The 25,261-nt window shown below is 51.2% G+C and carries 21 protein-coding genes and 1 pseudogene; 10 read left to right on the top strand and 12 right to left on the bottom strand.

Annotation, left to right across the window (positions count from 1 at the left end; all coding sequences use genetic code 11):
- Both AC1S52_RS01340 and psbC read left to right on the top strand, forming a co-directional pair.
- Window positions 1–142: pseudogene (locus tag AC1S52_RS01340) on the top strand (photosystem II D2 protein (photosystem q(a) protein)); the annotation flags it as partial.
- Window positions 126–1,511 (top strand): photosystem II reaction center protein CP43, encoded by a 1,386-nt coding sequence (psbC, locus tag AC1S52_RS01345; RefSeq protein ID WP_482027241.1) that lies wholly within the window; start codon window positions 126–128, stop codon window positions 1,509–1,511. The pseudogene AC1S52_RS01340 and the gene psbC, both read left to right, overlap by 17 nt.
- Window positions 1,512–1,735: 224 nt before the next feature.
- Here the strand turns inward: psbC and AC1S52_RS01350 are convergent, their stop codons facing one another.
- The 3 genes from AC1S52_RS01350 to AC1S52_RS01360 form a co-directional block, all read right to left on the bottom strand.
- Complete coding sequence (locus tag AC1S52_RS01350; protein ID WP_482027303.1) at window positions 1,736–2,272, bottom strand: DUF922 domain-containing Zn-dependent protease; 537 nt, start codon at window positions 2,270–2,272, stop codon at window positions 1,736–1,738.
- 296 nt (window positions 2,273–2,568) lie between these two features.
- A complete protein-coding gene (locus AC1S52_RS01355; protein ID WP_482027242.1) occupies window positions 2,569–3,498 on the bottom strand; it encodes an SGNH/GDSL hydrolase family protein in 930 nt (309 codons plus the stop codon).
- Window positions 3,499–3,564: 66 nt separating this feature from the next.
- A complete protein-coding gene (locus tag AC1S52_RS01360; RefSeq protein ID WP_482027243.1) occupies window positions 3,565–5,001 on the bottom strand; it encodes a bifunctional orotidine-5'-phosphate decarboxylase/orotate phosphoribosyltransferase in 1,437 nt (478 codons plus the stop codon).
- Window positions 5,002–5,247: 246 nt separating this feature from the next.
- Between AC1S52_RS01360 and lysS the strand changes: the two genes are divergently transcribed.
- Window positions 5,248–6,816 (top strand): lysine--tRNA ligase, encoded by a 1,569-nt coding sequence (gene lysS / locus AC1S52_RS01365; RefSeq protein ID WP_482027244.1) that lies wholly within the window; start codon window positions 5,248–5,250, stop codon window positions 6,814–6,816.
- A 76-nt stretch (window positions 6,817–6,892) separates the two neighbouring features.
- Here lysS and AC1S52_RS01370 read toward each other — a convergent pair whose 3' ends face one another.
- Window positions 6,893–7,195 (bottom strand): hypothetical protein, encoded by a 303-nt coding sequence (locus AC1S52_RS01370; protein WP_482027245.1) that lies wholly within the window; start codon window positions 7,193–7,195, stop codon window positions 6,893–6,895.
- Between the two features lie 502 nt (window positions 7,196–7,697).
- On the opposite strand from AC1S52_RS01370, the gene AC1S52_RS01375 reads away from it, so the two are divergent.
- Window positions 7,698–8,372: a sugar transferase gene (locus AC1S52_RS01375; RefSeq protein WP_482027246.1), complete on the top strand. Its 675-nt coding sequence runs from the start codon at window positions 7,698–7,700 to the stop codon at window positions 8,370–8,372.
- A 130-nt stretch (window positions 8,373–8,502) separates the two neighbouring features.
- On the top strand, window positions 8,503–8,631 hold the full coding sequence (locus AC1S52_RS01380) for a hypothetical protein (protein ID WP_482027247.1): 129 nt from the start codon (window positions 8,503–8,505) through the stop codon (window positions 8,629–8,631).
- Window positions 8,632–8,899: 268 nt separating this feature from the next.
- Here the strand turns inward: AC1S52_RS01380 and map are convergent, their stop codons facing one another.
- On the bottom strand, window positions 8,900–9,724 hold the full coding sequence (gene map, locus AC1S52_RS01385; RefSeq protein WP_482027248.1) for a type I methionyl aminopeptidase: 825 nt from the start codon (window positions 9,722–9,724) through the stop codon (window positions 8,900–8,902).
- Window positions 9,725–10,040: 316 nt separating this feature from the next.
- The gene (locus AC1S52_RS01390) at window positions 10,041–10,361 is read right to left on the bottom strand and encodes a SemiSWEET family sugar transporter (protein ID WP_482027249.1); all 321 of its coding nucleotides are present in this window, start codon (window positions 10,359–10,361) and stop codon (window positions 10,041–10,043) included.
- Window positions 10,362–10,535: 174 nt separating this feature from the next.
- Between AC1S52_RS01390 and AC1S52_RS01395 the strand changes: the two genes are divergently transcribed.
- Together AC1S52_RS01395 and AC1S52_RS01400 are read left to right on the top strand one after the other, a co-directional pair.
- The gene (locus AC1S52_RS01395; RefSeq protein ID WP_482027250.1) at window positions 10,536–14,183 is read left to right on the top strand and encodes a PAS domain-containing protein; all 3,648 of its coding nucleotides are present in this window, start codon (window positions 10,536–10,538) and stop codon (window positions 14,181–14,183) included.
- Window positions 14,184–14,383: 200 nt separating this feature from the next.
- Window positions 14,384–15,412, top strand: coding sequence for a cysteine hydrolase family protein (locus tag AC1S52_RS01400; protein ID WP_482027251.1), 1,029 nt, complete (start codon window positions 14,384–14,386; stop codon window positions 15,410–15,412).
- A gap of 10 nt (window positions 15,413–15,422) precedes the next feature.
- Here AC1S52_RS01400 and AC1S52_RS01405 read toward each other — a convergent pair whose 3' ends face one another.
- Window positions 15,423–15,866 (bottom strand): Rrf2 family transcriptional regulator, encoded by a 444-nt coding sequence (locus tag AC1S52_RS01405; protein WP_482027252.1) that lies wholly within the window; start codon window positions 15,864–15,866, stop codon window positions 15,423–15,425.
- Complete coding sequence (dnaG, locus tag AC1S52_RS01410; protein ID WP_482027253.1) at window positions 15,863–17,959, bottom strand: DNA primase; 2,097 nt, start codon at window positions 17,957–17,959, stop codon at window positions 15,863–15,865. Before dnaG ends, AC1S52_RS01405 begins: the two co-directional genes overlap by 4 nt.
- 418 nt (window positions 17,960–18,377) lie before the next feature.
- Here dnaG and tftA point away from each other — a divergent pair, with 418 nt between their 5' ends.
- The gene (gene tftA, locus AC1S52_RS01415) at window positions 18,378–19,835 is read left to right on the top strand and encodes a hormogonium tapered terminus morphoprotein TftA (RefSeq protein ID WP_482027254.1); all 1,458 of its coding nucleotides are present in this window, start codon (window positions 18,378–18,380) and stop codon (window positions 19,833–19,835) included.
- Between the two features lie 9 nt (window positions 19,836–19,844).
- Here tftA and AC1S52_RS01420 read toward each other — a convergent pair whose 3' ends face one another.
- The 3 genes from AC1S52_RS01420 to AC1S52_RS01430 all read right to left on the bottom strand — a co-directional run bounded on the left by AC1S52_RS01420 (window position 19,845) and on the right by AC1S52_RS01430 (window position 22,071).
- Window positions 19,845–20,735: a HEAT repeat domain-containing protein gene (locus AC1S52_RS01420; RefSeq protein ID WP_482027255.1), complete on the bottom strand. Its 891-nt coding sequence runs from the start codon at window positions 20,733–20,735 to the stop codon at window positions 19,845–19,847.
- Between the two features lie 175 nt (window positions 20,736–20,910).
- Window positions 20,911–21,495 (bottom strand): shikimate kinase, encoded by a 585-nt coding sequence (locus AC1S52_RS01425; RefSeq protein WP_482027256.1) that lies wholly within the window; start codon window positions 21,493–21,495, stop codon window positions 20,911–20,913.
- Window positions 21,496–21,522: 27 nt separating this feature from the next.
- Window positions 21,523–22,071 (bottom strand): pentapeptide repeat-containing protein, encoded by a 549-nt coding sequence (locus AC1S52_RS01430; RefSeq protein WP_482027257.1) that lies wholly within the window; start codon window positions 22,069–22,071, stop codon window positions 21,523–21,525.
- 345 nt (window positions 22,072–22,416) lie between these two features.
- On the opposite strand from AC1S52_RS01430, the gene AC1S52_RS01435 reads away from it, so the two are divergent.
- Window positions 22,417–22,902 (top strand): YraN family protein, encoded by a 486-nt coding sequence (locus AC1S52_RS01435; RefSeq protein ID WP_482027258.1) that lies wholly within the window; start codon window positions 22,417–22,419, stop codon window positions 22,900–22,902.
- A 228-nt stretch (window positions 22,903–23,130) separates the two neighbouring features.
- Here AC1S52_RS01435 and AC1S52_RS01440 read toward each other — a convergent pair whose 3' ends face one another.
- Window positions 23,131–23,520, bottom strand: a complete 390-nt coding sequence (locus AC1S52_RS01440) for a hypothetical protein (RefSeq protein WP_482027259.1) — start codon at window positions 23,518–23,520, stop codon at window positions 23,131–23,133.
- Window positions 23,521–23,688: 168 nt separating this feature from the next.
- Here AC1S52_RS01440 and queA point away from each other — a divergent pair, with 168 nt between their 5' ends.
- A complete protein-coding gene (gene queA / locus AC1S52_RS01445; RefSeq protein ID WP_482027260.1) occupies window positions 23,689–24,771 on the top strand; it encodes a tRNA preQ1(34) S-adenosylmethionine ribosyltransferase-isomerase QueA in 1,083 nt (360 codons plus the stop codon).
- Window positions 24,772–25,261 lie beyond the last annotated feature (490 nt).

Below are 25,261 nucleotides of genomic sequence, written 5' to 3' on the forward strand. Positions count from 1 at the left end.
CGAAGACCCTGAATTTGAAACGTTCTACACCAAGAACATTCTGCTGAACGAGGGCATCCGAGCCTGGATGGCACCTCAGGATCAGCCCCATGAAAACTTTGTCTTCCCTGAGGAGGTTCTACCTCGTGGTAACGCTCTCTAGTAGTTCATTTGTTGCTGGCAACCGCGACCTTCAGTCGTCTGGTTTTGCCTGGTGGGCTGGTAATGCCCGTCTGATTAATCTCTCTGGTAAGCTGTTGGGCGCTCACGTCGCTCATGCAGGTCTGATTGTGTTCTGGGCTGGGGCAATGACCTTGTTTGAGGTTGCCCACTTTATCCCAGAAAAGCCAATGTATGAGCAAGGTTTGATCCTGCTTCCTCACCTGGCTGCCCTGGGTTGGGGTGTCGGTCCTGGTGGCGAAGTGATTGATACCTTCCCCTACTTTGTGGTGGGTGTCCTTCACTTGATTTCCTCTGCCGTTCTGGGTCTGGGCGGTCTTTATCACGCGGTTCGTGGTCCTGAGACACTGGAAGAATATTCCAGCTTCTTTGGCTATGACTGGCGCGATAAGAACCAGATGACCAATATCATTGGTTATCACCTGATCCTTCTCGGTGTTGGTGCTCTGTTGCTGGTTGCGAAGGCAATGGCGTTTGGTGGGTTGTATGACACCTGGGCACCGGGCGGGGGTGATGTGCGGGTAGTGACTAACCCAACCTTGAATCCCGCTGTTATCTTTGGCTATCTGCTGAAGTCTCCCTTTGGTGGGGATGGTTGGATTGTCAGTGTTGATAATTTGGAAGATATTGTTGGTGGTCATATCTGGATCGGCTTGATCTGCATCGGTGGTGGTATCTACCACATCCTGACCAAGCCTTTTGGTTGGGCACGCCGAGCTTTCATCTGGTCTGGTGAAGCTTATCTTTCCTACAGCCTTGGCGCTCTGTCTCTGATGGGCTTCATTGCTGCTTGCTTTGTCTGGTTTAACAACACCGCTTATCCCAGCGAGTTCTTTGGTCCTACGGGTCCGGAAGCGTCTCAAGCGCAGGCTCTAACCTTCCTGGTACGTGACCAGCGGTTGGGTGCAAACGTCGCTTCTGCTCAAGGTCCTACGGGTCTGGGTAAGTACTTGATGCGCTCTCCTACAGGTGAAATCATCTTTGGTGGTGAGACCATGCGCTTCTGGGACTTTAAAGGTCCCTGGTTGGAGCCTCTGCGTGGACCGAACGGGCTTGACCTGAACAAGATCAAGTACGATATTCAGCCCTGGCAGGCTCGCCGTGCAGCCGAGTACATGACCCACGCTCCTCTAGGTTCTCTGAACTCTGTGGGTGGTGTGGCAACGGAGATCAACTCGTTTAACTACGTATCTCCTCGCTCCTGGCTATCCACTTCTCACTTTGTGCTAGCGTTCTTCTTCTTGATTGGGCACCTCTGGCATGCGGGTCGCGCCCGTGCGGCAGCGGCTGGCTTTGAGAAGGGAATTGACCGTGAGAATGAGCCAGTGTTGTCCATGCCTAATTTGGACTAAGGCTACCGATTGGTTTCTGTTTTAGAACCCATCATTTAAAGAAGCTCCCAAATCAATGGGAGCTTCTTTTTTGTAAATATTGCGCTTCCTAATTGTGTCTAACTCTGATATGGCGTTACATACAAAGGTTAGGATACCGAACAGTCGTACAATCTAGACCCATTGCCCTTTCCCTCCGTAATACCCAACACCCAACACCTGGCACCACCTATCAATTCATCTGCTCATCGTGCAACGATCGCACTAGCAGGAAAAACAGCGCCTTGAGTGTATCCGTGTTTCGTCGCATGGTCGTAGTCCAAATCTTTCTGGTTATAGCGCTTAATCACCTTTTGGGCAGTTGAGTTCACGATCTCGTCTAACTGTTGGCAGGACGAATAGGCAGGTAATTGGCTCAAAACTTGCAAAATTTCTTTGCCTGCGGCAATGCCGTTACTCTCATGTCCCTTTTCGTGGATTTGCAAGGCTGACAGGTATCGTTGCCATTCTGTCATCAGCGATCGCGACCCTTGAGGTGGCGGAGTCCATTGGGGATAGGTGAGGGTTACATCCACACTGGTTTTGAGTGAACCGATCATGCACTGGTTGCTGGTTTTGACATGACGATAGGACCATTTCACGAACCAGTCAGCTCTCGCGTCATAGCGCCGTCCTTCGCGCTGGTCAAAGGGTCCCTGTTGGTTCATTTGTGCCCGCAGTTCTGATGCACTGTTTCCGGTGATGGGATAGTAGCGGTGTTGAATTTTGACGACGGGGGCGATCCTTTGGACTGGAAATTAAATTGCTTTAGCTTCTGAGGGGCACCCGTAAGGGATGGTTCAAGGGGAGTCGCTGGTTGAGGCGCAGAACTTTCGTTGGCTTGGGGAGTCGGTTTAGATGTAGTAATGGATACATGAGTAGGATGAGCTTTGGCGGAACAACCTGCCACCAGTGTAAAAAAGAACAATAGTAAAAACTTGCCATGCCTCACGGGTGCGTCCTTCTAAGTGGGTACTTAGATAGGGTGCCCCTATTTTTTTAACTATGTATCTGGGGATAGATGAAGTAGATTTACGTTTCAGCTAACAAAGATGCCTCTTTGCTGAAGCTTTAGAAAGGCGGCTTCTCCTAAGGACTGGTGAGCGGCAGTGGTTGGATGAATACTGTCCCAGAACAAAAAGTTATCAGGGTTGTCACACACGCTGGTACTGGACAAACAGGCGCGAGTCACTGTGGTAAACCCAAAACTGGGAGGATTTGTGATTGCCGCTTGATAAAGCTGATTCACTTCTAAGGTGGCAATTTGAAGGTCGGGATGTTGTTGGCTCAACTGGTTTAGCGATCGCTGTAAGCCCTGATTGTGGGATTGGGTCAAAGCACTAAGCTCTTCAGAGTCAACCCTCAGGCGAGTCAGCGGTAACAGTCCCAGATCGGGCAAATTTGCGACTAAAAATTTTGTTGCACCGGCATTGATTAGCGCAGTCAATGCCTTTGTTGTGTTGGCAAGGGGAATCGCTGGGTTGGTTTCTCCCTGCAAGTAGTCGTTTGCCCCTGCCCATAAGACATATAACGTGTCGGGATTGAGCTGGGGATGTGCCTCAATAAACAACTGGGTCTGGGTCAACAAACTGGGGACAAAACTGTTAATAGCCAGTTGATTCGTGGAACTAGAGCCTGCGCCTCCTGTCCTGGCACCTCCCCAGGCAAAACTGTTGGCTTGGTCAGGCGAAAGACGAAGGCGATCGGCAAGATACTCAACCCAAACTCTCCCGTTGGAGTAACGTCCCTTAAAGTAGGGCGGATTAGGCGGGTATACTCCCCCCGTTGACTGGAACACCGTGCCTGTATCGGAAAGGCTGTCACCAAATACATAAAGTCCATTAATGGCGGGAGCGGTAAGTCCGTTAATGATGGGAGCGGTGCGAGGCGAATGAAGCGGTGAATGAATCAGAAGCACCACAACCAACGTTAGCAGAGCCAACCCTGTCGCTAAAATTCCTTTTTTCACGGGCAATCATACTTTGTAACTTCTTCCACCCTAGCAAGTTCAAAAGTCAATTACCCACTATTGAACTCATTCTGCTATTGCCTGGAATTGCTTTGCCGTAATGCGCCCAGCCTGATACAACGTTTCTGTTACTTCAGAAATTGTCAGCACGGAATGACCCTGGTAGCCGTTAGCGCGTAATCGGTCTTTCACCCCCTGCTCATGATCTAAGAACACAACAATGTCCTCAACGTGCAATCCTACTGATTCAAGCTTGGCAGCCCCTTCCATAGCGCTATTGCCACTGATCAGAATGTCATCGACCACCACGACCTTTTCACCCGCTCGAAAATTGCCTTCAACCAACCGCCGAGTCCCATGAGCCTTGACTTCCTTGCGGGGAAAAATCATGGGGACATTTAGCCGCAGGGCAAGCCCGGTCGCCGTTGGTAGCGAACCATAGGGAATGCCAGCAATGCGCTCGAACCTTAAGCCTTGCAGAATTCCGGCATAGGCAGACAGGACTTGATGGAAAAGTTGAGGGTTAGAGATGATTTTGCGGAGGTCAATGTAGTAAGGGAAAACCGCCCCCGATGCCTGGACAAACTCGCCAAACAAAATACAACCCACGTCGTAGAGTTGCAAAATTAGATCTAAATGGGGGTGCTGATTTAGAGTGCAAAGATTAGAGGTCCAGACCTCACAGGTAGAAGGCTCCTGCGTGATCTGTTCTGTTACCTGATTAATTTGTTGCCGTAGATCCTGCACTCGTTCAGCAACCTGGTCATGGCTAAGCCAGTCCTGGGGTACCGGAATCAATAGCCCAGATCCTTTATTATCTAAACCCGCTGCCAAAATTTGGTTGAGATCGGTGCCCTCTTGCCAGATACTTCGAGCCAGGATCAACCGTTCTGGCGCGATCGCCCGCACGCGAGACAGCACCTCTGGCGTGGTCGTTCCCACCTCTAAACCGACCTGCTCTGGGATACCCCAGATTTTTGCTTCTTCTACCATCCGTAAATACAGAGGCGCGGCGGAGTCGGGATGGGATTGTAGGGCGATCGCCGCTGGATTTGACGTACAACAAAGGATGAACACCCCTTTATCGGGATAAACCAGAAATGGGGCAGCCAGATCTTGCCCAGAGTAAGCCACCAGCGTAACGGCATCAACTCCCCAATCCTTAAACCAGTTACGGGCAACCTGGGTACTGGTATTCAGGTCACTGTGTTTAGCATCCAGAATGATCGGAATATGGGAGGGAACCGCTTGCAGCACTTGTGCCAGCAGTTGCAGCCCCGCCGCCCCAAACATCTGATAAAACCCCAGGGTTGGCTTGTAAGCACACACAAAGGGGGACGTTTCAGCAATCACCCAAAGCAGCCAGTCTCGTAAACCAGATAAATCCCTATCTGGTCCCCTCTGATAACGATTGGGTAGCATTTCTAAACTAGGATCGAGTCCCACAAATAGGCAACTCTGATTCGTAGCGACTGCCGCTGCCAGTTTGTCAAAGAAGTTCATTTTGAAGCTTTTCCAAGAGGGGTACTCACTGCCCTGCACCAAACATATAGCAATTTACCGATGAGTCAAGTGAAGTGTTGATGCAGAACAAATGTAAGAGACGGCTTTATCCCTGTTGGGACAGGTGCTCCTTATAATATGAGTTTGCAGTCAAACCAAATGACTGACTGCATGTACGCTTAACTAGCCTCATGGGTCCACAGACGTTCTGTGTTAAGCCTCAGGCTAGAAAGAATCTCTGCTCTAATGCCAGACCAACCTACTATGTCATCCGATCGCACCCCCCAAGAACCTCAAAGCGCTTCGACCCTGGAAGAAATTCGTGCCACCCGGCTGGCAAAAGTTGAGCAACTTAAACAGGTAGGACAAACCCCCTATGCCTATCGTTGGGAAATAACCCACCATGCGGCAGAACTTCAAGAAAAATTTGCTGATCTGCCCAACGAAGCTGAAGATTCCACTGAAGTTTCCATTGCTGGGCGTATCCGTACCAAGCGGCTGAGTGGAAAAAAGCTTGCCTTTTTTGACCTCCAGGATGAAACAGGAAAAATTCAGCTTTTCATCGAACGCTCCCAAATTGAACAGGGCATGGCAGAGGTTCCCGATGCGTTTGATCATCTGGTCAAACTGACCGATGCTGGGGACATTCTTGGCGTTAAGGGTACGATCCGACGCACCCCCAGGGGTGAACTTTCGGTCAAAGTTTTCCATTACGCCATGTTGACCAAAGCCCTCCTCCCCCTACCCGACAAATGGCACGGGCTGACCGATGTTGCCAAGCGCTACCGCCAGCGCTATGTAGACCTGATCGTGAATCCAGATGTGCGGGAAACCTTTCGCCGTCGCGCCTTAATTACCGCGTCTATTCGCCGTTACCTGGATCAACAGGGTTTTATCGAAATCGAAACCCCTGTTCTTCAGTCAGAAGCAGGCGGGGCAGATGCTCGTCCCTTCATCACCCACCACAATACGCTGGAGATGGATCTGTATCTGCGAATTGCCCTGGAGTTGCACCTGAAGCGGTTGATTGTAGGTGGGTTTGAGAAGGTGTTTGAACTGGGCAGAATTTTCCGCAACGAAGGGGTTTCAACCCGGCATAATCCTGAGTTCACCATGATTGAGCTTTATCAGGCTTATGCCGACTATGACGATATGATGCGGTTGACCGAGGCAATCATTAGCACCGCCGCGCAAGATGTCTTGAAAACATTGAAGGTGCCCTATCAAGGGGAAACCATTGACCTGACCCCACCCTGGCGCAGAGTCACCATGCACGACCTGGTACAGGAAAAAACCGGGTTGGACTTCACCCAGTTTCAATCTTTAGAAGAGGCTAAAAAGGCAGGGATCGCCGCTGGACTCACCGATATTGAGGGGTGCGAGTCAATTGGCAAGCTGTTGAATGAGGCATTCGAGCAGAAGGTTGAGCATACCCTGATGCAACCAACCTTTGTGATCGACTACCCGGTGGAAATTTCGCCCCTGGCAAAACCGCACCGCTCCAAACCGGGACTGGTCGAACGATTTGAACTATTTATCGTGGGACGGGAAACGGCAAACAGTTTTTCCGAGCTGACTGACCCCATCGATCAGCGGCAACGGTTGGAAGCCCAGGCTGCCCGCAAAGCAGCAGGTGATGTGGAGGCGCAGGGCGTTGATGAAGACTTCCTGACTGCCCTGGAACATGGGATGCCCCCCACAGGCGGATTAGGAATTGGCATCGATCGCCTGGTCATGCTACTCACCGATAGCCCCAGCATCCGGGATGTGATCGCGTTCCCATTACTCAAGCCAGAGAAGGCGGAGGAAATTTAGTCGGTGGTAGGAGTTTAGTGTCAGGTGTAGGTGAATCTGTGTAGCGGCAGATCACCTCAAACTCTCACAGATCGGTTCAGTGCCCCGTTCTAACCAGGTAAAAACTGACACCTGATACCAGCAATCCTAAAGAAAACAGGGCTGTGAAGCGAATCTGGTGGGTAAAGGGTGAGGGGGCTAGCCATTCGCGGACCAGAATCGAGGCGATCGCTCCCACGATGTAGCTCAGGCACAAAACCAGGTACTGCCAGCTTTGTAAAACCATCCAGACTGGGCACAGGATCAAACCTAGCAGCAGCATCACGCTCTCAACCAGTTGGGGAGGGTTCTGGCGAGAGACTAAAGCCAAATTTTGCTGCCAGCGTTGCCACTGTCTCATCGATTTAATCACCCAGATCTGTATAAACCCCGCCCAACTTGAAACCTGGAGTTTGCCAGGTTAGCCCTCACCCTAAATCTTTCTCCCGATTGGAAAGGACTTTGAATGGTTTTTCCGGCTCCCCTCGCCCTCTGGGAGAGGGGCTGGGGGAGGGCTTAGAACTACGGTTCTCAAGGTGGATTTGGTTTAGTTGAAAACCCTCCGAACCCCTTGATTAGGAAGGCTTGAAAGATTCTATCACCTGAAACACACTTCGTCACAAATCAAAGCCGCTCCGAAAACTTCCTGAGTCTAATGTTGGGCTTTGGCAATTAAGGCTTTTTGGATCGACTTTAACCATGACTTCACTCAATCTTTATAAACAGAGTAAATTGTGAATTTCCTGAAAAGAGTTGGATCAGTGTTCCAACGGAGACTATTCCTCTCTAGGGGGTTGGGACTATAGTTATTCAAGGAGAGGTTAAGTATTTATACGGTTCTAACCTTAGTCTCCGGAGAAACCATGCAGTCTGCTCTACCAATGACAGTCGTTGAATTTCCTGCTCCTAGTTCACCCAATCTGGATGCTCCTCATCCTTCAGCTTCATCGTTTTATAAGCGAGTGTTGGATATGGTGGGTAGCCTGCTGGGGCTAGCAATGTTTGCGATCTTATTTGTACCAATCGCGATCGCCATCAAGCTAGATAGCCCTGGTCCAGTCCTATACTGCCAGGAGCGCTATGGCTTAATGGGACAACCATTCCGCATCTATAAATTTCGTTCAATGGTGGAAAATGCAGACCTGTTAAAGGCGCAAATCGAAAATGAGGCAAAAGGACTCATCTTCAAAAACGCGGATGATCCGCGGATCACTCGCGTTGGTAAATTTCTGCGTCGCACCAGTCTGGATGAGTTTCCCCAGTTCTGGAATGTTCTGCTAGGCGAAATGAGCCTGGTGGGAACACGCCCTCCAACCGCCGATGAAGTCTCTCATTACGAAGGGCACCATTGGCAGCGTCTTCGAGTCAAGCCCGGTTTAACTGGAGAGTGGCAGGTAAATGGGCGATCGCAGGTCAAGGATTTTGAAGATATCGTCAGACTCGATTTGCAATACCAGGCTCAGTGGCATCCTCTGTATGACTTAGTGCTAATCTTTCGGACGGTTTATATCATTTTTGCCAAAGTAGGAGCGTACTGAGGCATTTCCTTTAGTTGGGTGGTGCTGAATAGCCGGATGAATTGGAACGAAGTTTCAATTTATACAATGCTCAATTCATACCCAAAATCAGCAATGCCTCGCGATCGACATCGAAACCGGAGATCTTGAAGTGGACAAGAGCGAAATTGCTATCTGCGATAGCCTTGAAGCATATCGCCCCGATGCTCAAATTTGGATTGTCCGCATTGGTTCCCGTCACGTTCGTCGGTTTAGCGGACGCACCCGCAGACCTGCATGATCACTGGATTTGTTAACGTCGAGTTTGAACCGATTATTCCGCTCTCAATTCGTCACGCTGATGGCAAAATCTTTACGTAAGATGGGATTGTAGACACAGGATTCAATGATTGGCTTTCCCTGCCTCCTGAGTTGATTGCTAAGTTGAACCTGAAAATGGAAAAGACGAGGACGGGCAATTCTTGGAGACAGCCGCAAGCGCGTTTTCGACGATTACGAAGCGATTGTCGTTTGGGATGGCACCTGACTAACGATTCCAGTAGATGAAATTACACTTTCGTTCGATCAGTCAGAATTTCGTAGCCATCACCAGTCACCAGGACGGTGTGTTCAAACTGGGCGGAAAGAGCATTGTCAACGGTAACAACTGTCCAGCGATCGTGTAGGGTACGGGTCACCTTGGAGCCTGCATTCACAATGGGTTCGATCGCCAGCGTCATCCCTGACCGCAGTTTGACATTGGGCATTGAATGAGTACGGAAGTTAAACACGGACGGTTCCTCATGCAGATTACGTCCAACCCCGTGCCCGGTATAGTCTTCAACCACACTAAAACCATTCGCTTTGACGTGATCCTCAATCGCTCCCGCCAGGTCAAGCAGGTAGGCACCCGCCTTCACCTGGGCAATGCCTTTGTAAAGCGCCTCTTCAGCCACGCGAATCAACTTTTCAGCCGTCGGGGTGACCTTGCCAACGGAGATCGTGACACAGGAGTCCCCGTGAAATCCTTCAAAGTAAGCTCCGGTGTCTACCTTTAACACGTCGCCTTTGTGAATGACCTTTTTACGGTTCGGAATGCCATGAACCACTTCCTGATTGATGGAAGCACAAATCGAACCCGGAAAGCCGTGATAGCCTTTGAAACTGGGAGTGGCACCCATTTCCCGAATTCGCTTTTCGGCATGGGCATCCAGGTCGGCGGTGGTCATCCCTGGTTCAACCAGTTCAGAAATCTCCTTCAGCACCGTTGCCACAATTTTGGCGGACTGGCGCATAATTTCAATTTCCTGAGGGGTTTTTACTTCAGACCCCCGGCGACTCCGTCTGAGCGATGGCAAAGCGGATGGAGTAAGCAACTGGCTGAGGAGGTTCATGCGAGTTCTGGGAGATGAAAAAAATAAAAAAGCACTTCTTTTAGATTAACTTAGAATTCCCTTGAACTTATAGCAGTTCTCACTCGACTGTTAATTTGAGTACGTGAACCTGGAGAGATTCTGGCTGGGCTATAAGAAGAACAGTCGCCTATGAACAGCCGTAACCAGATTCAGAGGTTGTGCTATTCAGCACCACGAATTGGAACGAGGTTTCAATTCATACAACTCTCAATTCATACCCAAAATCAGCAACGCCGATCCAGAAGATGATTGAGCGCGATCGAGGGGTGGCACTCGTCTGAAAACCGCTGTAAATCTACTTATATTGCAGCTTGAGAACCAGAATGATAGACGCTAAAGAAAAGGTCACAACATTGGCAATGATAATCGGAAAATCATGAATCACAATTCCGTAAAGCAACCACATTGTAATTCCAACACAGAGCGTGACCAGCATACTCCAGGAAAGATCCTCGGCTGATCGTGTTTTCCAGGTTTTGATTACTTGAGGAAGCCAGCCCAGCGTCGAGAGTGCCCCTGCGGTTAGTCCTAATGTGGTCACATAGTCAAATTCCATTCGATTCACCTGCCAGCATTTGCCGGTATCATACTTCACCTTTTCCAGCCAAACTTTCATCCCAGAGATAGGAATTTGCAGCAGTTGATACCGATTTTCACCTCTCTTCCTTACTCCTCACTCCTCGCCCCTTCCCACCTCTGACCAAACCCCGTCCATCCTGAGAGAGATTTTCAGAAAACGAAAACTCAGATTCAATGAAGAGTAACCGTTTACGCATACGGAACCCTTTTCATGAAGCGCGACACCGCCGGTAAATTTGTTAGTAACTGGGATGCAGAAACAAAGCAGCGATTTAGCCTATCGCTGACCAGTACAGCATGGCAGTTACTGCATGAGGAAGCCAGCCAGCAAGGAATTTCTCGGTCTGAGGTGATTGAGCGTCTTGCCCGCAAGTTTGAAGGAGAGGATTTTGGAGAAGAGGATAGTCCTCCGATCTCCAGGGGCAATGGGTTTGCCTCTAGTGGGGTAGTTTTAGCCGAGCCATCCTGCTCAGAAGCAGTCATGCGAGAGGCTAAACAGAACGTTGCCCATATCCTTGAAAGTATCAGCGATGCATTTGTTGCGTTTGATCGCGACTGGCGTTATACCTACGTCAATCGGGCAGCGGCTCAAATTTTAGGTAAATCTCCCCCAGATCTGATTGGGAAAAACGTTTGGCAAGAAGTGTTTTCCAGTGAAGCGGGGGGAGTGGCTCATCAAGAACTGCATCGCTCGGTTGCAGAACAGGTGCCTGTTTCGTGGGAAGAATTTGGGCAACCTGTTCAGCGATGGTTAGAAGTTAATGCCTATCCTTTTGCTGACGGCGTAGCCGTTTATTTTCGCGATATTACGGAGCGCAAACAAGCGGAAGCTGAACGGGAACGATTACTGCAAGAGCTGAAAATGGAACGTGCTCGGTTTGAAGCTGTGTTGCGGCAGATGCCTGCGGGGGTCATGATTGCAGAAGCGGGTTCTAGTAAGCTGGTTCTAACCAATGATCAGGCGAAAGAATTGGTTGGGTATGACTATGAGCCATCCCTGGGAATTGAGGAATATGAGTCAGTGATCCCGTTTACTGCCCGCCGGACTAATGGGCAACCCTATGCCCCTGATGAATACCCATTGGCGCGATCGCTCCAGACAGGAGAAATCATTACCAATGAAGAAATGGAATTGCACTGGCACGATGGTCGTCGAACTTTTTTAAACGTCAATTCTGCCCCGATTCTGAATACCGATCAGCAGATTATGGCAGCCGTTGTTGTTTTCCAGGATGTTAGCGATCGCAAGCAACTGGAAGCAGAACTCTACCGAAGAGAGCAGCAATTCAAGACGCTGACTGAAAATGCCCCTGATATTATTGCCCGCTTCGATCAAGGTCTGCGCCATGTTTACGTCAGTCCAGCGATTGAGGCAGCTAGCGGTTTACCGGCTGCGGCGTATACGGGAAAAACCCATGCAGAACTGGGGGTGCCAGAAAAAATTTGTCGGCTCTGGCAACGACAAATGCAAGCATGTTTTGCCACGGGAGTCGGGTGCCGGTTTGATTTTGATTTTTCAACCCCCAGTGGCACCCGCTACTATCAGACCCGCATGGTGCCGGAATTCAGCGCTGATGGTTTGGTTGAATCGCTGCTGGCAATTACCCGCGATGTGACTGACTATAAACAGGTTGAACAAACCCAGCGATTTCTTGCCCAGGCATCCCAGACTTTTGCAGCCGCCAACTTAGAATTGCAACCGATTTTGGACAAAATTACTCGGCTGGTCAATGAATATACGGGTGATTTATGCGTGGTGAGTCTGTTGTCTGAGGATAAACAACGGCTCAATTATGCCTCTTTCTACCATCAGGACCCTGCGATAAGTGAATTGGTGGGTCAGTTGCTGGAAAGCCATCCCCGGACCGCAGATGAAGGGGTTGGAAAACGGGTTATTCAGACGGGAGAACCGCTCCTGATGACTGTGACCTCCCAGGAAGAATTGAGTGCGGTGATGAGACCTGCCTACCGTGCTTATTTAGAACATTTCAGGGTTTCTAGCATTTTGATTGTGCCGTTAAAAGTGAGGGGCACGATCATTGGTGCTTTAAGTCTGACTCGCCGTCATCCCGCTGAACCACACAATCATCAGGAGTTAGCCCTGTTCCAGGATTTGGCCGACCGGGCAGCCATGGCGATCGCCAATGCCCGTCTGTATCAACAGGCGACTCAGGCACGCCAGCAGGCAGAACAAACCGCCGACCGCAATGCACGGCTTCAGTTGGTCACGGCTGCCCTCTCAGAATCACTCACCCCTGCTCAGGTTGCAGAAGTCATCGTAGAGCAGAGCAAGGCGGTGTTGAATGCCGCCGCCGCGACGGTAGCCGTTTTGAACGAGAAGCGTGGTGAACTGGAAATTGTTCACTCGATGGGGTATTCCCAAGACTTACCCCCAGAATGCCAACGGTTCCCGGTTACCGCTCCAACTGCTCTGGCAGAAGCCGTTCGCACAGAAACATTAATTTGGGAAGAGTCCGCCCAGTCCCAAACTGCCCGGTACCCCCATCCAGCAGAATTCTATACCCAGTTCAACTACTCAGCCTGGATTTGCCTGCCGTTGATCATTGAAGGACGAGCCGTCGGCGGCATGTCACTCAGTTTTACGGAGGAGACCTACCTCAGTAAAGATGAACGGGCATTTATGCTGGTGCTGGCACAACAGTGTGCCCAGGCGATCGCCCGGGCACAACTGTACGAAGCTGAACAACAGGCTAGAGCCGAAGCCGAAGCCGCCAACCGGATGAAAGATGAATTCCTGGCGGTTTTGTCCCATGAGTTGCGGACACCGATGAACCCGATTTTGGGATGGACCCAATTGTTGCGGGATGGCAGGCTAGATGCCAGGAGGGCGGCGATCGCCCTGGAAACGATTGAACGAAATGCCAGGTTACAGGTTCAACTGATTGAAGATCTGCTGGATGTTTCTCGCATTCTCAGCGGCAAGCTCAACTTAGCTTTCTGCCCTGTTGACCTGGTAGTCATTATTCAGGAAGCAATTAGGACCATTGGTTTGGCAGCCGAAGCAAAAGCGCTTCAAATCCAAACCAGGTTCGCCTCCAATACAAGCTTCGTGCTAGGCGATTCAGCCCGCTTACAACAGGTCATCTGGAATTTACTTTCCAATGCCGTCAAATTTACGCCAGAGGGTGGTCAGGTCGAAGTTTGTCTGGAAACTTCTAATTTGCAAGTTCAAATTCAAGTGAAGGATAACGGTAAAGGAATTAAGTCTGAATTTCTCCCCTATGTCTTTGAGACCTTTCGTCAAGCGGATAGTAGTGTGACTCGTTCCTTTGGTGGGTTGGGGCTGGGACTGGCAATTGTCCGTTACCTGGTTGAACTGCATGGGGGAACTGTGATTGCTGAAAGTGCAGGAGAAGATCGAGGATGTCGTTTCACTATTACCCTTCCCCGCTATCTCAAAACTGAACCCGCCCACAGAGAGCAGCCAGCACCTTCACCCATCCATTCCGAATCCCTGCCTCTTGCTGAACGACAGATTCTGATTGTGGATGATGATGTCGATAATCTAGAGATGTTGCAATTTATTCTGGAGAAAGCAGGAGCCACGGTTACAGCCGCCTCTTCAGCAAAGGATGCCCTGCAAAAGCTGAGCCAGTCAAAGCCTGACCTTTTGATTGCCGATATTGGTATGCCCCAGGTGGATGGCTATACACTGATGCGCCAGATTCGCTCCCTTCTGCCAGACCAGGGAAGCACGATTCCCGCGATCGCCCTCACCGCTTACGCTGGAGAATACGACCGCCAGCAGGCACTGACCAGTGGGTTTCAAATGCATCTGGCGAAACCGGCGGATCCCCTGGAACTGATAGCAGCGATCGCTCACCTGCTAACAAACTAAATCTCAATCCCTGCCAAAACGAACTCAGCCCATTGGTAGCGACAACCACGATTGGCAGAAGCCCCAAATTAGTGACGAGTTGGCAATCGTAGGCATGACTCAAGATCATAGTTTCATTGTCCTGCACATAGTTTCCAGGCTATGCTCTGATTCAATAAACCCTCTATCCTTGTTCCATCCTTGATGGGCGGAGGTGCCTGATGAGTTCATCCACAATCCGACAACTCCCGATCCCGTCTCACTTTAACCCCATGAAGGTGAGTCAGGTATGGCGAGTCCCTTATCAATCGTTGGCAACCGCCGCCGAAGCCTGGGCAACGCAACATAAAATTCTGTCCGCCTCAGAAGATCAAGTGCGTGTCTGTTTGCTGGCAATTGATGTCCAAAATACGTTTTGTATTCCTGACTTTGAGTTGTTTGTCGCTGGTCGTTCGGGGATGGGGGCGGTAGAGGACAACACACGCCTATGCCAGTTCATCTACCGCCATCTGGGGCAGATTACTGCCATTTTCCCCACCCTGGACACCCACACCGCTATCCAGATCTTCCATCCCATCTTCTGGATCAACGCGGCGGGAGAACATCCTGCGCCTGCTGCGACTACAATCACCCTGGAGGATGTGCAGCAGGGGCGATGGCAGGTAAACCCAGCGATCGCCCATAGCCTCACAAACAACGACTACGAAGCTCTCCAACGCCATGCTTTGCATTACACCCAGCACTTAACCGCAGCGGGCAAATATCCCTTAACCATCTGGCCCTACCACTCCATGCTAGGTGGGATCGGTCATGCCCTGGTTTCCGCCGTTGAGGAGGCAATCTTTTTCCACTGCATTGCCCGTCATAGCCAGACCCAGTTTGAAGTGAAGGGTAGTAACCCCCTGACCGAGAACTATTCAGTGTTGCGCCCCGAAGTCACCAAGGGAGACAGGGGAGAAGCGATCGCCCAGAAAAATACAACCCTGATCCAAAAATTGCTGGACTTTGACAAAGTGCTGATCGCAGGTCAAGCAAAAAGCCACTGCGTCGCCTGGACCATTGATGATTTGTTGACCGAAATTCAGGCGATCGATCCTGGATTAGCCAGGAAGGTCTATCTCCTGGAAGATTGTACATCGCCGGTTGTCGTTCCGGGCGTTGTCGATTTCACGGAACAGGCGAATGGGGCATTTCAACGGTTTGCTGACGCTGGTATGCAGGTAGTGAAGTCCACAGACGAATTGTTCTAAACAATTTTTTCTACACAATAAAGTTCGTCTCCTCGCCCTGCGCTGCCTGCCAGCTACGGGCATCGTAGTACAGGTCTTCCAGGGAAATACTGTAGAGTGCCTCGTTTAGTTTCTGGTGCAGCCGTTTCCAGAGGCTGAGTGTCACCCAATCCTCTGCCTGTGCTCCGGTCGAAGTGTGGTCCGGCAGGGGTTCTACGCTTTCACCGACGGCTTCCAAAATTTGTCCCAGGGAAATTTTGGCGGGGGAGCGGGCAAGCTGGTAACCACCCTGGACTCCTCGCATGGACTGGACTAAACCTGCCCGCCGCATTTCGATCAACAGCTTTTCCAGGTAAGGCGCGGGTAAGTCTTGCCGCTGGGCGATCGCCTTCACCGATGCTGGACCATACCCCGGTTGCAGGCTTAGATCAAGCAGGGCTTTAACGCTGTAATGACCGCGTGTAGTCAGTTTCATACATCTCCAACCCAGGGCGTTTGCACCAGGTCGGTAAAGGTAACCTGGCGCTGCCGATCTAGCTCGGCAATTCGCTGTTTCTCGATATAAATGGATTTGGCAATCCGCTCCTGCTCCGCCAGACGGGTAATTCGTTCCTGCTCAGTGTCAATCGTTTGCTCCAGCAATTGCTCGACATCGGGGTTGACAGAAGTTCCCATCTTTTCCCACAAATCCAGAAAATGACGACAGCGCTTTTCGCACATCACCCGCTCCATGCAAGCGGTGGCTGCCCGGATCGTCAGAGCCGCCCGCAGAATATCCCGCTTTGTTTTCTCATTCAGATGGAATAGGGCATAGACCTGCCCCATTTCCCTGGGAAAGTCGGTACAGCGGTCTTGCAGATGGGCAAGCAGGTCAGCGGCGGGAAGAGTTCCTGGAGAGAGGCTCTGAGAAACCGAGTCAGGTGCAAGCATGGGAGTTTCCAGACTAGTGCTGGCAGGTTGAACCCCATCCTCTGCTTCTCCGTGCCCCTGTCCTGCTGCTGCCTCCACTGTTCCTACTCCTTCCACCTCTCGAATCTGTCGCCACAGAAACCGATGGTGAGAAAAGCTGAATTCCAGATCTCGCTCCTCCAGGGCATCTCGAATTTCCTGGCGATACTGAGGGGCGTGCAGGTAAAGACGCAGCAGTTGTGCCTCTGATTCTTCCAGCAGGGTGCGATCGCCCACAGTCTGCCACTTCTGCGATCGCCCATGCCAGCGTTCTCCCCGCACCTGGGTGCGCAGGTCTTCCTCTAGCCGCAGCGCCATGCGAGACTCACCCCGGCTCAAGAGTTCGGCGCAGTGGTGGATGTAGTGGGTGCGTAAGGTTGCATTGGGCAGGTTGCCCAGTAGTTTGACGGTGGTTTGTACGCTTTGTTGAAACTGGTCTGACTGGTTCAGGTCTTTGCCCGCGATCGCCTGCTGAATCTGCCAATCCAGCCAGAGGGGGGCTGCATCCAGCAATTTCTGGTAATCAGTTGCAGCATGGGTCTGCAAGTACTCATCCGGGTCCTTGCCCGCTGGAATGTTGAGTACTCGCAACTGCACTTCGCCCTGATACGCCAGGGACTCCACTTCCCCAATTGCCCGCTCAGCGGCTTTCCCACCCGCCACGTCGGCATCAAAATTCAGCACAATCCGTTTTGACTCGGTGTAGCGGAGCAATTGGCGCACCTGGTGCAGGCTGAGTGCCGTTCCCATCGATGCCACCACGTTGGTCACTCCGGCAGCGTGCAGCGCCATCACATCAAAGTAACCTTCGACCACCACTGCCTGGTCCTGCTTGGCGATCGCCGCCCGCGCCCGATCCAACCCAAATAGAATCTTGCCCTTATCAAACAGTTCCGTTTCTGGGGAGTTCAGGTATTTGGGCTGCTCATCACCCAGAGCGCGTCCGCCAAAGCCCACTACTCGCCCCTGCAAATCATGGATGGGAATGATCAGGCGATCGCGGAAACGGTCATAGTACCCGTCCCCTTCCTTGCGGGGTACCACCAGCCCTGCCTGCTCCACCAGCTTAACTGGAAAGTGTTTTTGCTCGACCAGATAGCCATGTAACGTCTCCCACCCGGCTGGCGCATAGCCCAGTTGAAACTGCTGAATGGTCTCCTGGCTTAACCGTCGCTTGCCGGTCAAATAATCCAACGCAACCTGACCCTGAGGTTGGTTCAGTGCATGTTGGAAAAACCGTGCCGTGAGTGCCAGAATCTCAAACAGTTGTTCCCGCACCGAAAGCTGACGCTGAAACTCCTGCCGCTCCTCCGCCTTGAGCGTTTGTACCGAAACGTTGTAGCGCCGTGCCAGATCCAACACGACCTCACTGAACGATCGCTTGCCCAATTCCATCAGAAACTTGATCGCATTCCCCCCTGCCCCACAGCTAAAGCAGTAGTAAAACTGCTTGCTAGGACTAACCGTAAAGCTGGGCGACTTGTCATCATGAAACGGACACAACCCCGTAAAGTCCTTCCCCTGCTTGCGCAACACGACATGCTCAGACACCACATCCACGATGTCTGCGCGCTGCTTGACCTGTTCGATGGTATCGGGGTGGAGGCGGGGGATTTCCATGTAAGGAAGTGAGGGGTGAGGAGGGAGGGGGGGTTAGTTGTTGGTTGTTAGTTGTTGGTTGTGAGAGGAGAGGAGAGTGTGAGGTGGTGGGGAGGGGTTGGGTGTTAGAGAGGGACAGGCGGTGAGGAGGGAGAAGTCAGGCGTTAACGGTCAAGGATCAGTAGCCCCACGCTCTCATTCTCAACTGAAAACTCTCAACTCTCAATTTCGTATACCCCTAGCGATTACCTAGTCCCTTCTGTACCCCGTCATACCCTGCACCCTAATTCTGAAGTTTATCCATTCTTGCAGATTCAATCCCAAACAGGTAAAAGTTTCAAACAACCTCCCCCTCTTCCCTCCAACAACCAACAACTCCCATCCCCCAACCCCCAACTTTTTGCTCCCAACCCCCTTTCTTGGTATACAACTGACGCAGATGGGTGAATGGGCAGCATCCAGGGAAAGGACGGTGGCAATGGGACGAATTTTTATTTCAGCGGGGCATGGTGGGCAGGAAGATGGGGTGATGGATGTGGGAGGGGTTGTCGCAGGCACAACCGAAGCTCAGGAGATGATCCAGATCCGAAACCTGATTGTGCCAGAGGTGCGATCGCGGGGTTTTGAAATACTCTCTGTACCAGATGAGCTGAGCCAGCGGCAAACAATTGACTGGATCAATGCTCGCTCACGATCGGGAGATATTGCCCTGGAAATTCATGCCGAGGCATTCTCTCATTCCTCTATGCGCGGCACCAGCGTGTTTTACATTGCTAATAATAATCAACGCAAACAGAATGCAGAACTGCTGTTGCTGGCGTTGCTACGACGGATGCCGCAACTGGTCAACCGGGGAGTCAAGCCCGATACGGCGACAGGGATTGGTAGTCTGGCATTTTGCCGTCAGGTGGTGCCTCCCTCCCTGCTGATGGAAATTGGGTTTCTCTCCAACCCGGACGATCGCTTTCTACTGCAAAACCGCCGCCGCGAGATTGCCCTGGGACTTGCGGATGGGTTGATCGCCTGGAGCCAGACAGCGTCACCACCATCTCCCACCCCCAGCCCATCCCCCACCCCACGCCCTACGCCCAGTCCCTCTCCCTCTCCAAGCCCCCCTCCCCCTCCTCCCCCGGATGTCTATTCACCCTGCAATATCAATATCAACGGTCAGAATTACGGTGAGCAGGGCATTATTGTCAGCGGCAATGCCTATATTCCAATCGATCTGGCTGACCGGCTGGGCATTGACCTGGCTACCAACCCCACCATCCGTAAACTGAATTACCGGGGGGTGGTGTATGTGCGGGCAGTCGATCTGCGTGATTTTTATATTTCTATCAACTGGGGTGGAAGCAGCCGAACGGTAATTTTGCGATCGGCATTAACTATTTGTTCTGGTCAGATTGACCGCATCGCTGCCCACGGCAACACCACAGAAGTGCAGTTAATGATGTTCCTCAAATCCAACTACGAATCAGGGCTGACCCAATTTCCAGAGATTGCCAGACTGTATCGGGAAGAAGGCAGCATTGAAGGGATTAACTACGACATTGCTTTCTCCCAGATGTGTCTGGAAACCAACTTTCTCCGTTTCAGCAGCGCCATCCGACCGGGACAAAACAACTTCTCTGGGTTAGGTGCCGCAGGCGGTGCCGCCGAATTTGCCTCCTTTCCCAGCGCCCGGATCGGGGTACGGGCACAAATTCAGCATCTAAAAGCTTACGCCAACACCGAACCTCTGGTGCAGGAAGTTGTGGACCCCCGCTTTCGCTTTGTCACCCGTGGAATTGCCCCTCTGGTGAAGCAGTTAAGCGGTCGCTGGGTAGCCGATCCGCAGTACGGTGACAAGATTATGGCAATGGTGAAACGGCTGTATGAGGCATCAGGGTTGATGTGAGCCTACTACCTACCCTCTCCCCTCTTTTTTCCTCCCCTCCGGTTTCAATTTTGCCGATTTGGGTTGATAGATCAGTTTGAGCCGCTGAAGGGCACTAGTGGCGGCTTTTCTCACCTGCGGGTCAAATTGCTGCGATCGCTGGAGCCAGGGAAGGACTTTGGGCGATCGAATCTTACCCAGGGCTTCCACGGCGGCTACACGCACCTCTGTTTTGGTGTCCTGGCTTAATCTGCCCAGAACCGGAATCAAAGCTTCAACACTGGTTCCCGATCGTCTGGCTGCCAGGTTCCCCAGAGCCATTGCTACGGCTGCCCTCACGCTGCTGTTGGCATGGTTGGTATAGCGCATCAGAGAGGCGGCATGGTGTAACTGTCCAGAACGTCCCAGACTGGCAATTCTTTCCTTCAAAGCAACCGCATCCGTGGCGGACAGACTGGGTTCTGCGATCGGTGTACTGGAACCAGGAACAGGGGGCGCAATCACCGATTCAGTGACTACAGGCTCCAAGTGTGATAGCCAGGGATCTGGGATTTCAGGTGGAGGTGTGAAAGATGACTCTGGGAGGATGTTTGGCTTTATGTCTGCCTTGAGCGCTAAAGGAATTGGCGGTTGGGCAGTCGTGGTTTCCTCAGTAAAAAATTCTTCGGCAGAAACCACTTCAGCGGCAATCTCTTCGCCAGAAATTCCTTCACCAGCATGGCTGATCTGCTCTTCCTGCTGAACATCCATTAAAACGGCTGGCTCAACCTGCATTAAGGGAGTTTCTACCCGCCGTTCGATCGCAGGCGAGGAAACTGTCCTATCCAGCGTTTGGCGGGATCGTCTTTCCCAAAACCGGTATCCCGTTGCAAACCCTAAGGTTACAAACAGAAAGCCTAGAATCGCATACAGAGCTTCCATGCCCCATCTCCATAAGGGTCAGGTGTCAGGTAAACAGTTGTTGAATGTTGGTTTTTAGTGGTTAGAGGGACAATCTCACAACCAACAACTAACACCAATTCCCCATTACCCATTACCTAATAAACTTCAAAACTTTCAACTTTCAACTTTCAACTTTCAACTTTTAACTTTTAACCTATTCCTCTCCCTTCCCCTTCTCAAGTTGACCATTCCCATTACGAAGCCGTTCTGGCTTAATCACCTGCCGGGTCTGGGCAATGACCTTTGCCGTAATCTGTTCCGGTGTTTCACCGGGCTGGTAGATCACCCTTACATCTGCCTGGGAATAGAGTGGTTGCCGCTGTTCCAGTAGGGTCTGGAGTCGAGCTTCAGGGTCTGCATCTTGAAGCAGGGGACGGGTCATATCGTCTGTTAAACGTGCCCGCAGATGCTCAAGCGGAACATCTAACCAGACCACAATACCGTGACGCAAATAGCCCCAGTTTTCTCGTTTCATCACAATACCGCCACCCGTTGCGATCGCTAGTCGAGCATAGGCTGACAGTTCTGCCAGCACCTGGCTTTCCAGAGACCGAAACGTGGCTTCTCCTGACTCGGCAAAGATCTGGCTGATCGGTTGCCCCGTAACTCGTTCAATCACAGCATCCGTATCAAAAAACTGATAATCCAGTTGTTCTGCCAGCAACCGTCCAACCGTCGTCTTGCCTGCCCCCATCATGCCAATGAGGTAGAGATTAACCCCTTTTAACCAATCACTCACCAAAATCACTCACTAAGTAGTTATTCCTTACCGACAACTCAACGTATCGCGAGTCTCTCGCTTCGTGACAGGATTTGTTCCCTTCGCCGTCTTACACAGCAAGATCTGTGCGTCTTGTCGGACTTCTACATCAGTAAAGTCTGCGCCATCAATGACTGCGCCATCAAACTTGGCGTTGAAGGCAAATGCTCCTTCCAAAACCGCATTAGTCAAGTTGGCTGACGAGAGCCGGGCAGTGTCCAACGTGGCGTTCATCAAATTTGCCCCCTCCAGATTTGCCCCTTCCAGATTGGCACCAAAGAAACTAACCCCCCGCAAATCAGTATGGCTAAAATTACTTCCACGTAAATTAGCTTTTGTAAAGCTAGAGTCGGTCAGCACTCGTCCCGAAAAATCTGCACCGACCAAAAACTCCTTATTATAATCATCTGCCAGGGCAGGGCGAACACCTGCTAACCCGGAAACTCCAAAAGCAAAACTCCCCATCAAAATGCAAAGACAAACCGCTAATAGCTTTCCTAGCAATTTTGGGAAAGCAACCCGGTACTTGCTCCAGGGGCTGATGAGGTCACCCATTCGTCTGCTATTCATCACATCCATAAACTAGCGTAGACTTTAACAACCCACCGGAGTGAGGTATGAGTAACCCCGTCCTACAGGACTATCCGGTAAATCTTGATACCATCCTGATACTACCTGAATCCGTTCTCCCTCTTCCCGGAAAGATTCAAACTGAAACAGTTGGGGAAAAGTAAGTGTAGGAAGTATTTGTTAGTTATTGGTTGTTGGTTGTTAGTGGCATTTCAACAAACCTTCTGTGCATTGCCTGACTCTGCCCTCACCCTAGCTCTCTCCCGTTGGGAGAGGGAACAAGAATAGGATCTTCATCCTTCTTTTTGCCTTTCACCCCTCTTCTCTCCCATGCCCCCCTCCCCCAAACCAAAATCTACCGATCTCGGTGCCCTGGGTGAGGAGCTGGTTTCTTGTTGGCTACAGGAGCGAGGCTGGCTGGTTTTAGAGCGCCGCTGGCACAGCCGTTGGGGAGAACTGGATCTGGTGATTGCACAGGTCGATCCTAAAATTCCGGCGCGGTTGCTCTCGCTGGCTTTTGTAGAGGTGAAAACTCGGAGTCGGGGAAATTGGGATGCCGATGGAGCGCTGGCAATCACCGCACAGAAACAGACAAAACTCTGGAAGACCGCTCAACTGTTCCTGGCAGATCACCCCACACTAGCAGACCTGCCCTGCCGGTTTGATGTGGCACTGGTATACTGCCGTCGATCTCCATCCGGGCGGAAAGGGGCGATCGACCAGCCTGATTCACAGGCTGAGGAACGGGCTTCTCTGGTTGCAGATGGATACTACCTTGTTTTGCAAGACTACATTCAGTCAGCTTTTATGCTCTAGCAAAGCTAGTACGAGACAGCGTAAGTTCGGCAATGATTCTAGGGGTGTCAGGCGTTGGGTGTTAGGTGTTGGGTGTCAAATTTACGCCAAGCTCTACTAGTACAGTAAACAAAAAGTTTTGAAGGGGTGAAGGGGGGGAACCCCTTCTTGGGAGCGAAGCCCCCAAACCCCATGTTCCAAAATTTAGTGTTTGCAACACTAGTCCGCTCAAGCGCAGGTAGAGCGGCATCAAGCCAGGGTTTCGGGACAGTAGCCTAATCCCTGCACAAATTGTTTGCGAAACTCTTCGATTTCCTCCCGTTCGGGCTGCCCGTGGGACACAACCGCAACCTGGTAACGGTGCATAACATCGATTGGCGACTGTCCAGTTTCCAGACCCCATAGTGCCATCTGAACCCGGATGCCTGGTTCGAAGGGAACCCCCAGCTCGTTCATATAGGCACGAAAATCGCCATGCTGCTGTGGCTCCAGGTAGCGGCTCATTTTCACACGCACAATCCAGCCTTCAATCTGGTGAATCACGGTCACAAATGAAACCGGCAATTGGCTGGAAGTATGCAGGTATTCCACAACCCTCAAGCTAAGACTGGCGTTTGCGAGATAGTAGAGGTAATCCATAATGAGCCTTTGAACCCCCGATGAGGGCTTACACTTTAATGTTTCACTAATTTCCAGTTCTATAACAGGGGAAAAGCCCCCGTTCTAACTGAGGGTTTTCACCCAAATCTTTTCCTGGATGACGTATTTGCACTGATCTAGAATCTAGAATCTAAATCTGTAATTCCTATGAAGATGGAGCGGTTACTCTCTGCTTACGATTACGTACTGCCTGCTGAACGAATTGCCCAGACTCCGGTAGTACCCAGGGATAGTTCCCGACTCTTGGTGGTTAAAGATCAGACTCAGTATAAACATGCTGTTTTTCGGGATTTACCGAGCCTACTGAACCCAGGCGATTTATTGGTTTTGAACAATACCCGTGTAATTCCGGCTCGGCTCTACGGACAGAAACCAGGGGGGGGAGAGGTCGAAATTTTGCTACTGGAACCTCAACCGGAAACCCACTGCTGGTTAGCCCTGGTTAAACCCGGTCGGCGACTGAAGCCAGGAGCTCAAATTTTGTTTGGGGAACCATCTGTTCTCAGTGCTACTGTCCAGGCTATCGATCCAGCCACAGGTGGACGCATTCTTCAATTTGAGGTGCCACCGATCGCATCCCTGGAGACACTGATCGAGCAACTGGGGCAGATGCCCCTACCTCCCTATATTACCCAGGCTAGTTCCCAGCCAGACCAGTATCAAACGGTCTATGCTCAACACTCCGGGGCTGTTGCCGCTCCAACAGCGGGGTTACATTTCACCCCAGAGCTACTCCAGCAGTTACGGGAGCAGGGCATCCCCCAGGCATTTGTCACCCTGCATGTGGGCGTGGGCACCTTTCGCCCGGTCGAGGTGGAGGAGATTACGGCACACCGGATGCACGCTGAATGGGTGGATGTTCCAGCCCAGACCGTTGAGCAAATCCAGCAAACGAAAGCAAGGGGTGGTCGCGTAATTGCCGTCGGAACGACCGCCGTGCGATCGCTGGAAGCCGCTGCCCAGAGTGGCACGCTGCAACCATTCCGGGGTAAAACCGATCTGTTTATCTATCCTGGCTATCAGTGGCGTGTGGTCGATGGGCTGATCACCAACTTTCACCTGCCCAAGTCCAGTCTATTAATGCTTGTCAGCGCCCTGATGGGTCGTCAGCGCTTACTGGATCTCTACCAGGTCGCGATCGCGGCAGAATATCGCTTCTATTCCTTTGGCGATGCCATGCTAATTTTGCCAGAAGCAAAGGACTGTGAGAGGGGAGGGACTGACTACTAACTCGCCAGCCCTAATGGGACTGAGTTGATAGTGCCCAGGATGAGAGAGGTCCCAGCCGCCGAGATCGTGGCATGAGTCAAAGCCACCATAGTGAAACCACACGTTTTTGAAAGGGTCTTTCTCCAGGTTTCCCAACAAAAACCAGCAATGAGATGAATCTCCATCTCTAGCTAATAAAACTCATTGGAATAATTTACAAATCAAGTTAAATCAGCACTTTATTTGAAACAAGTCTCTCTTAATGCTGATGCAACACTGCAAATAGACTAAATCCCGTGCAATCGCCAGCTAAGCACACACGGGATTTAACACTGCTAGTCAAGGCTATGTTTCGTTTTGTTAACAAACTCATGGCTGTACTAGCCCAATAGTACAGGGTTTTGCTTATTTCATCAATCTTGTTATGCACAAAATAAAAATCCTTCCTTATACGCTCTATATCAGAACGAATAAAGCTTATCAAAGCTAACCGTAGATCAGAAATCTAGTT

It is taken from the genome of Kovacikia sp. CALU 1929, from assembly GCF_056784235.1.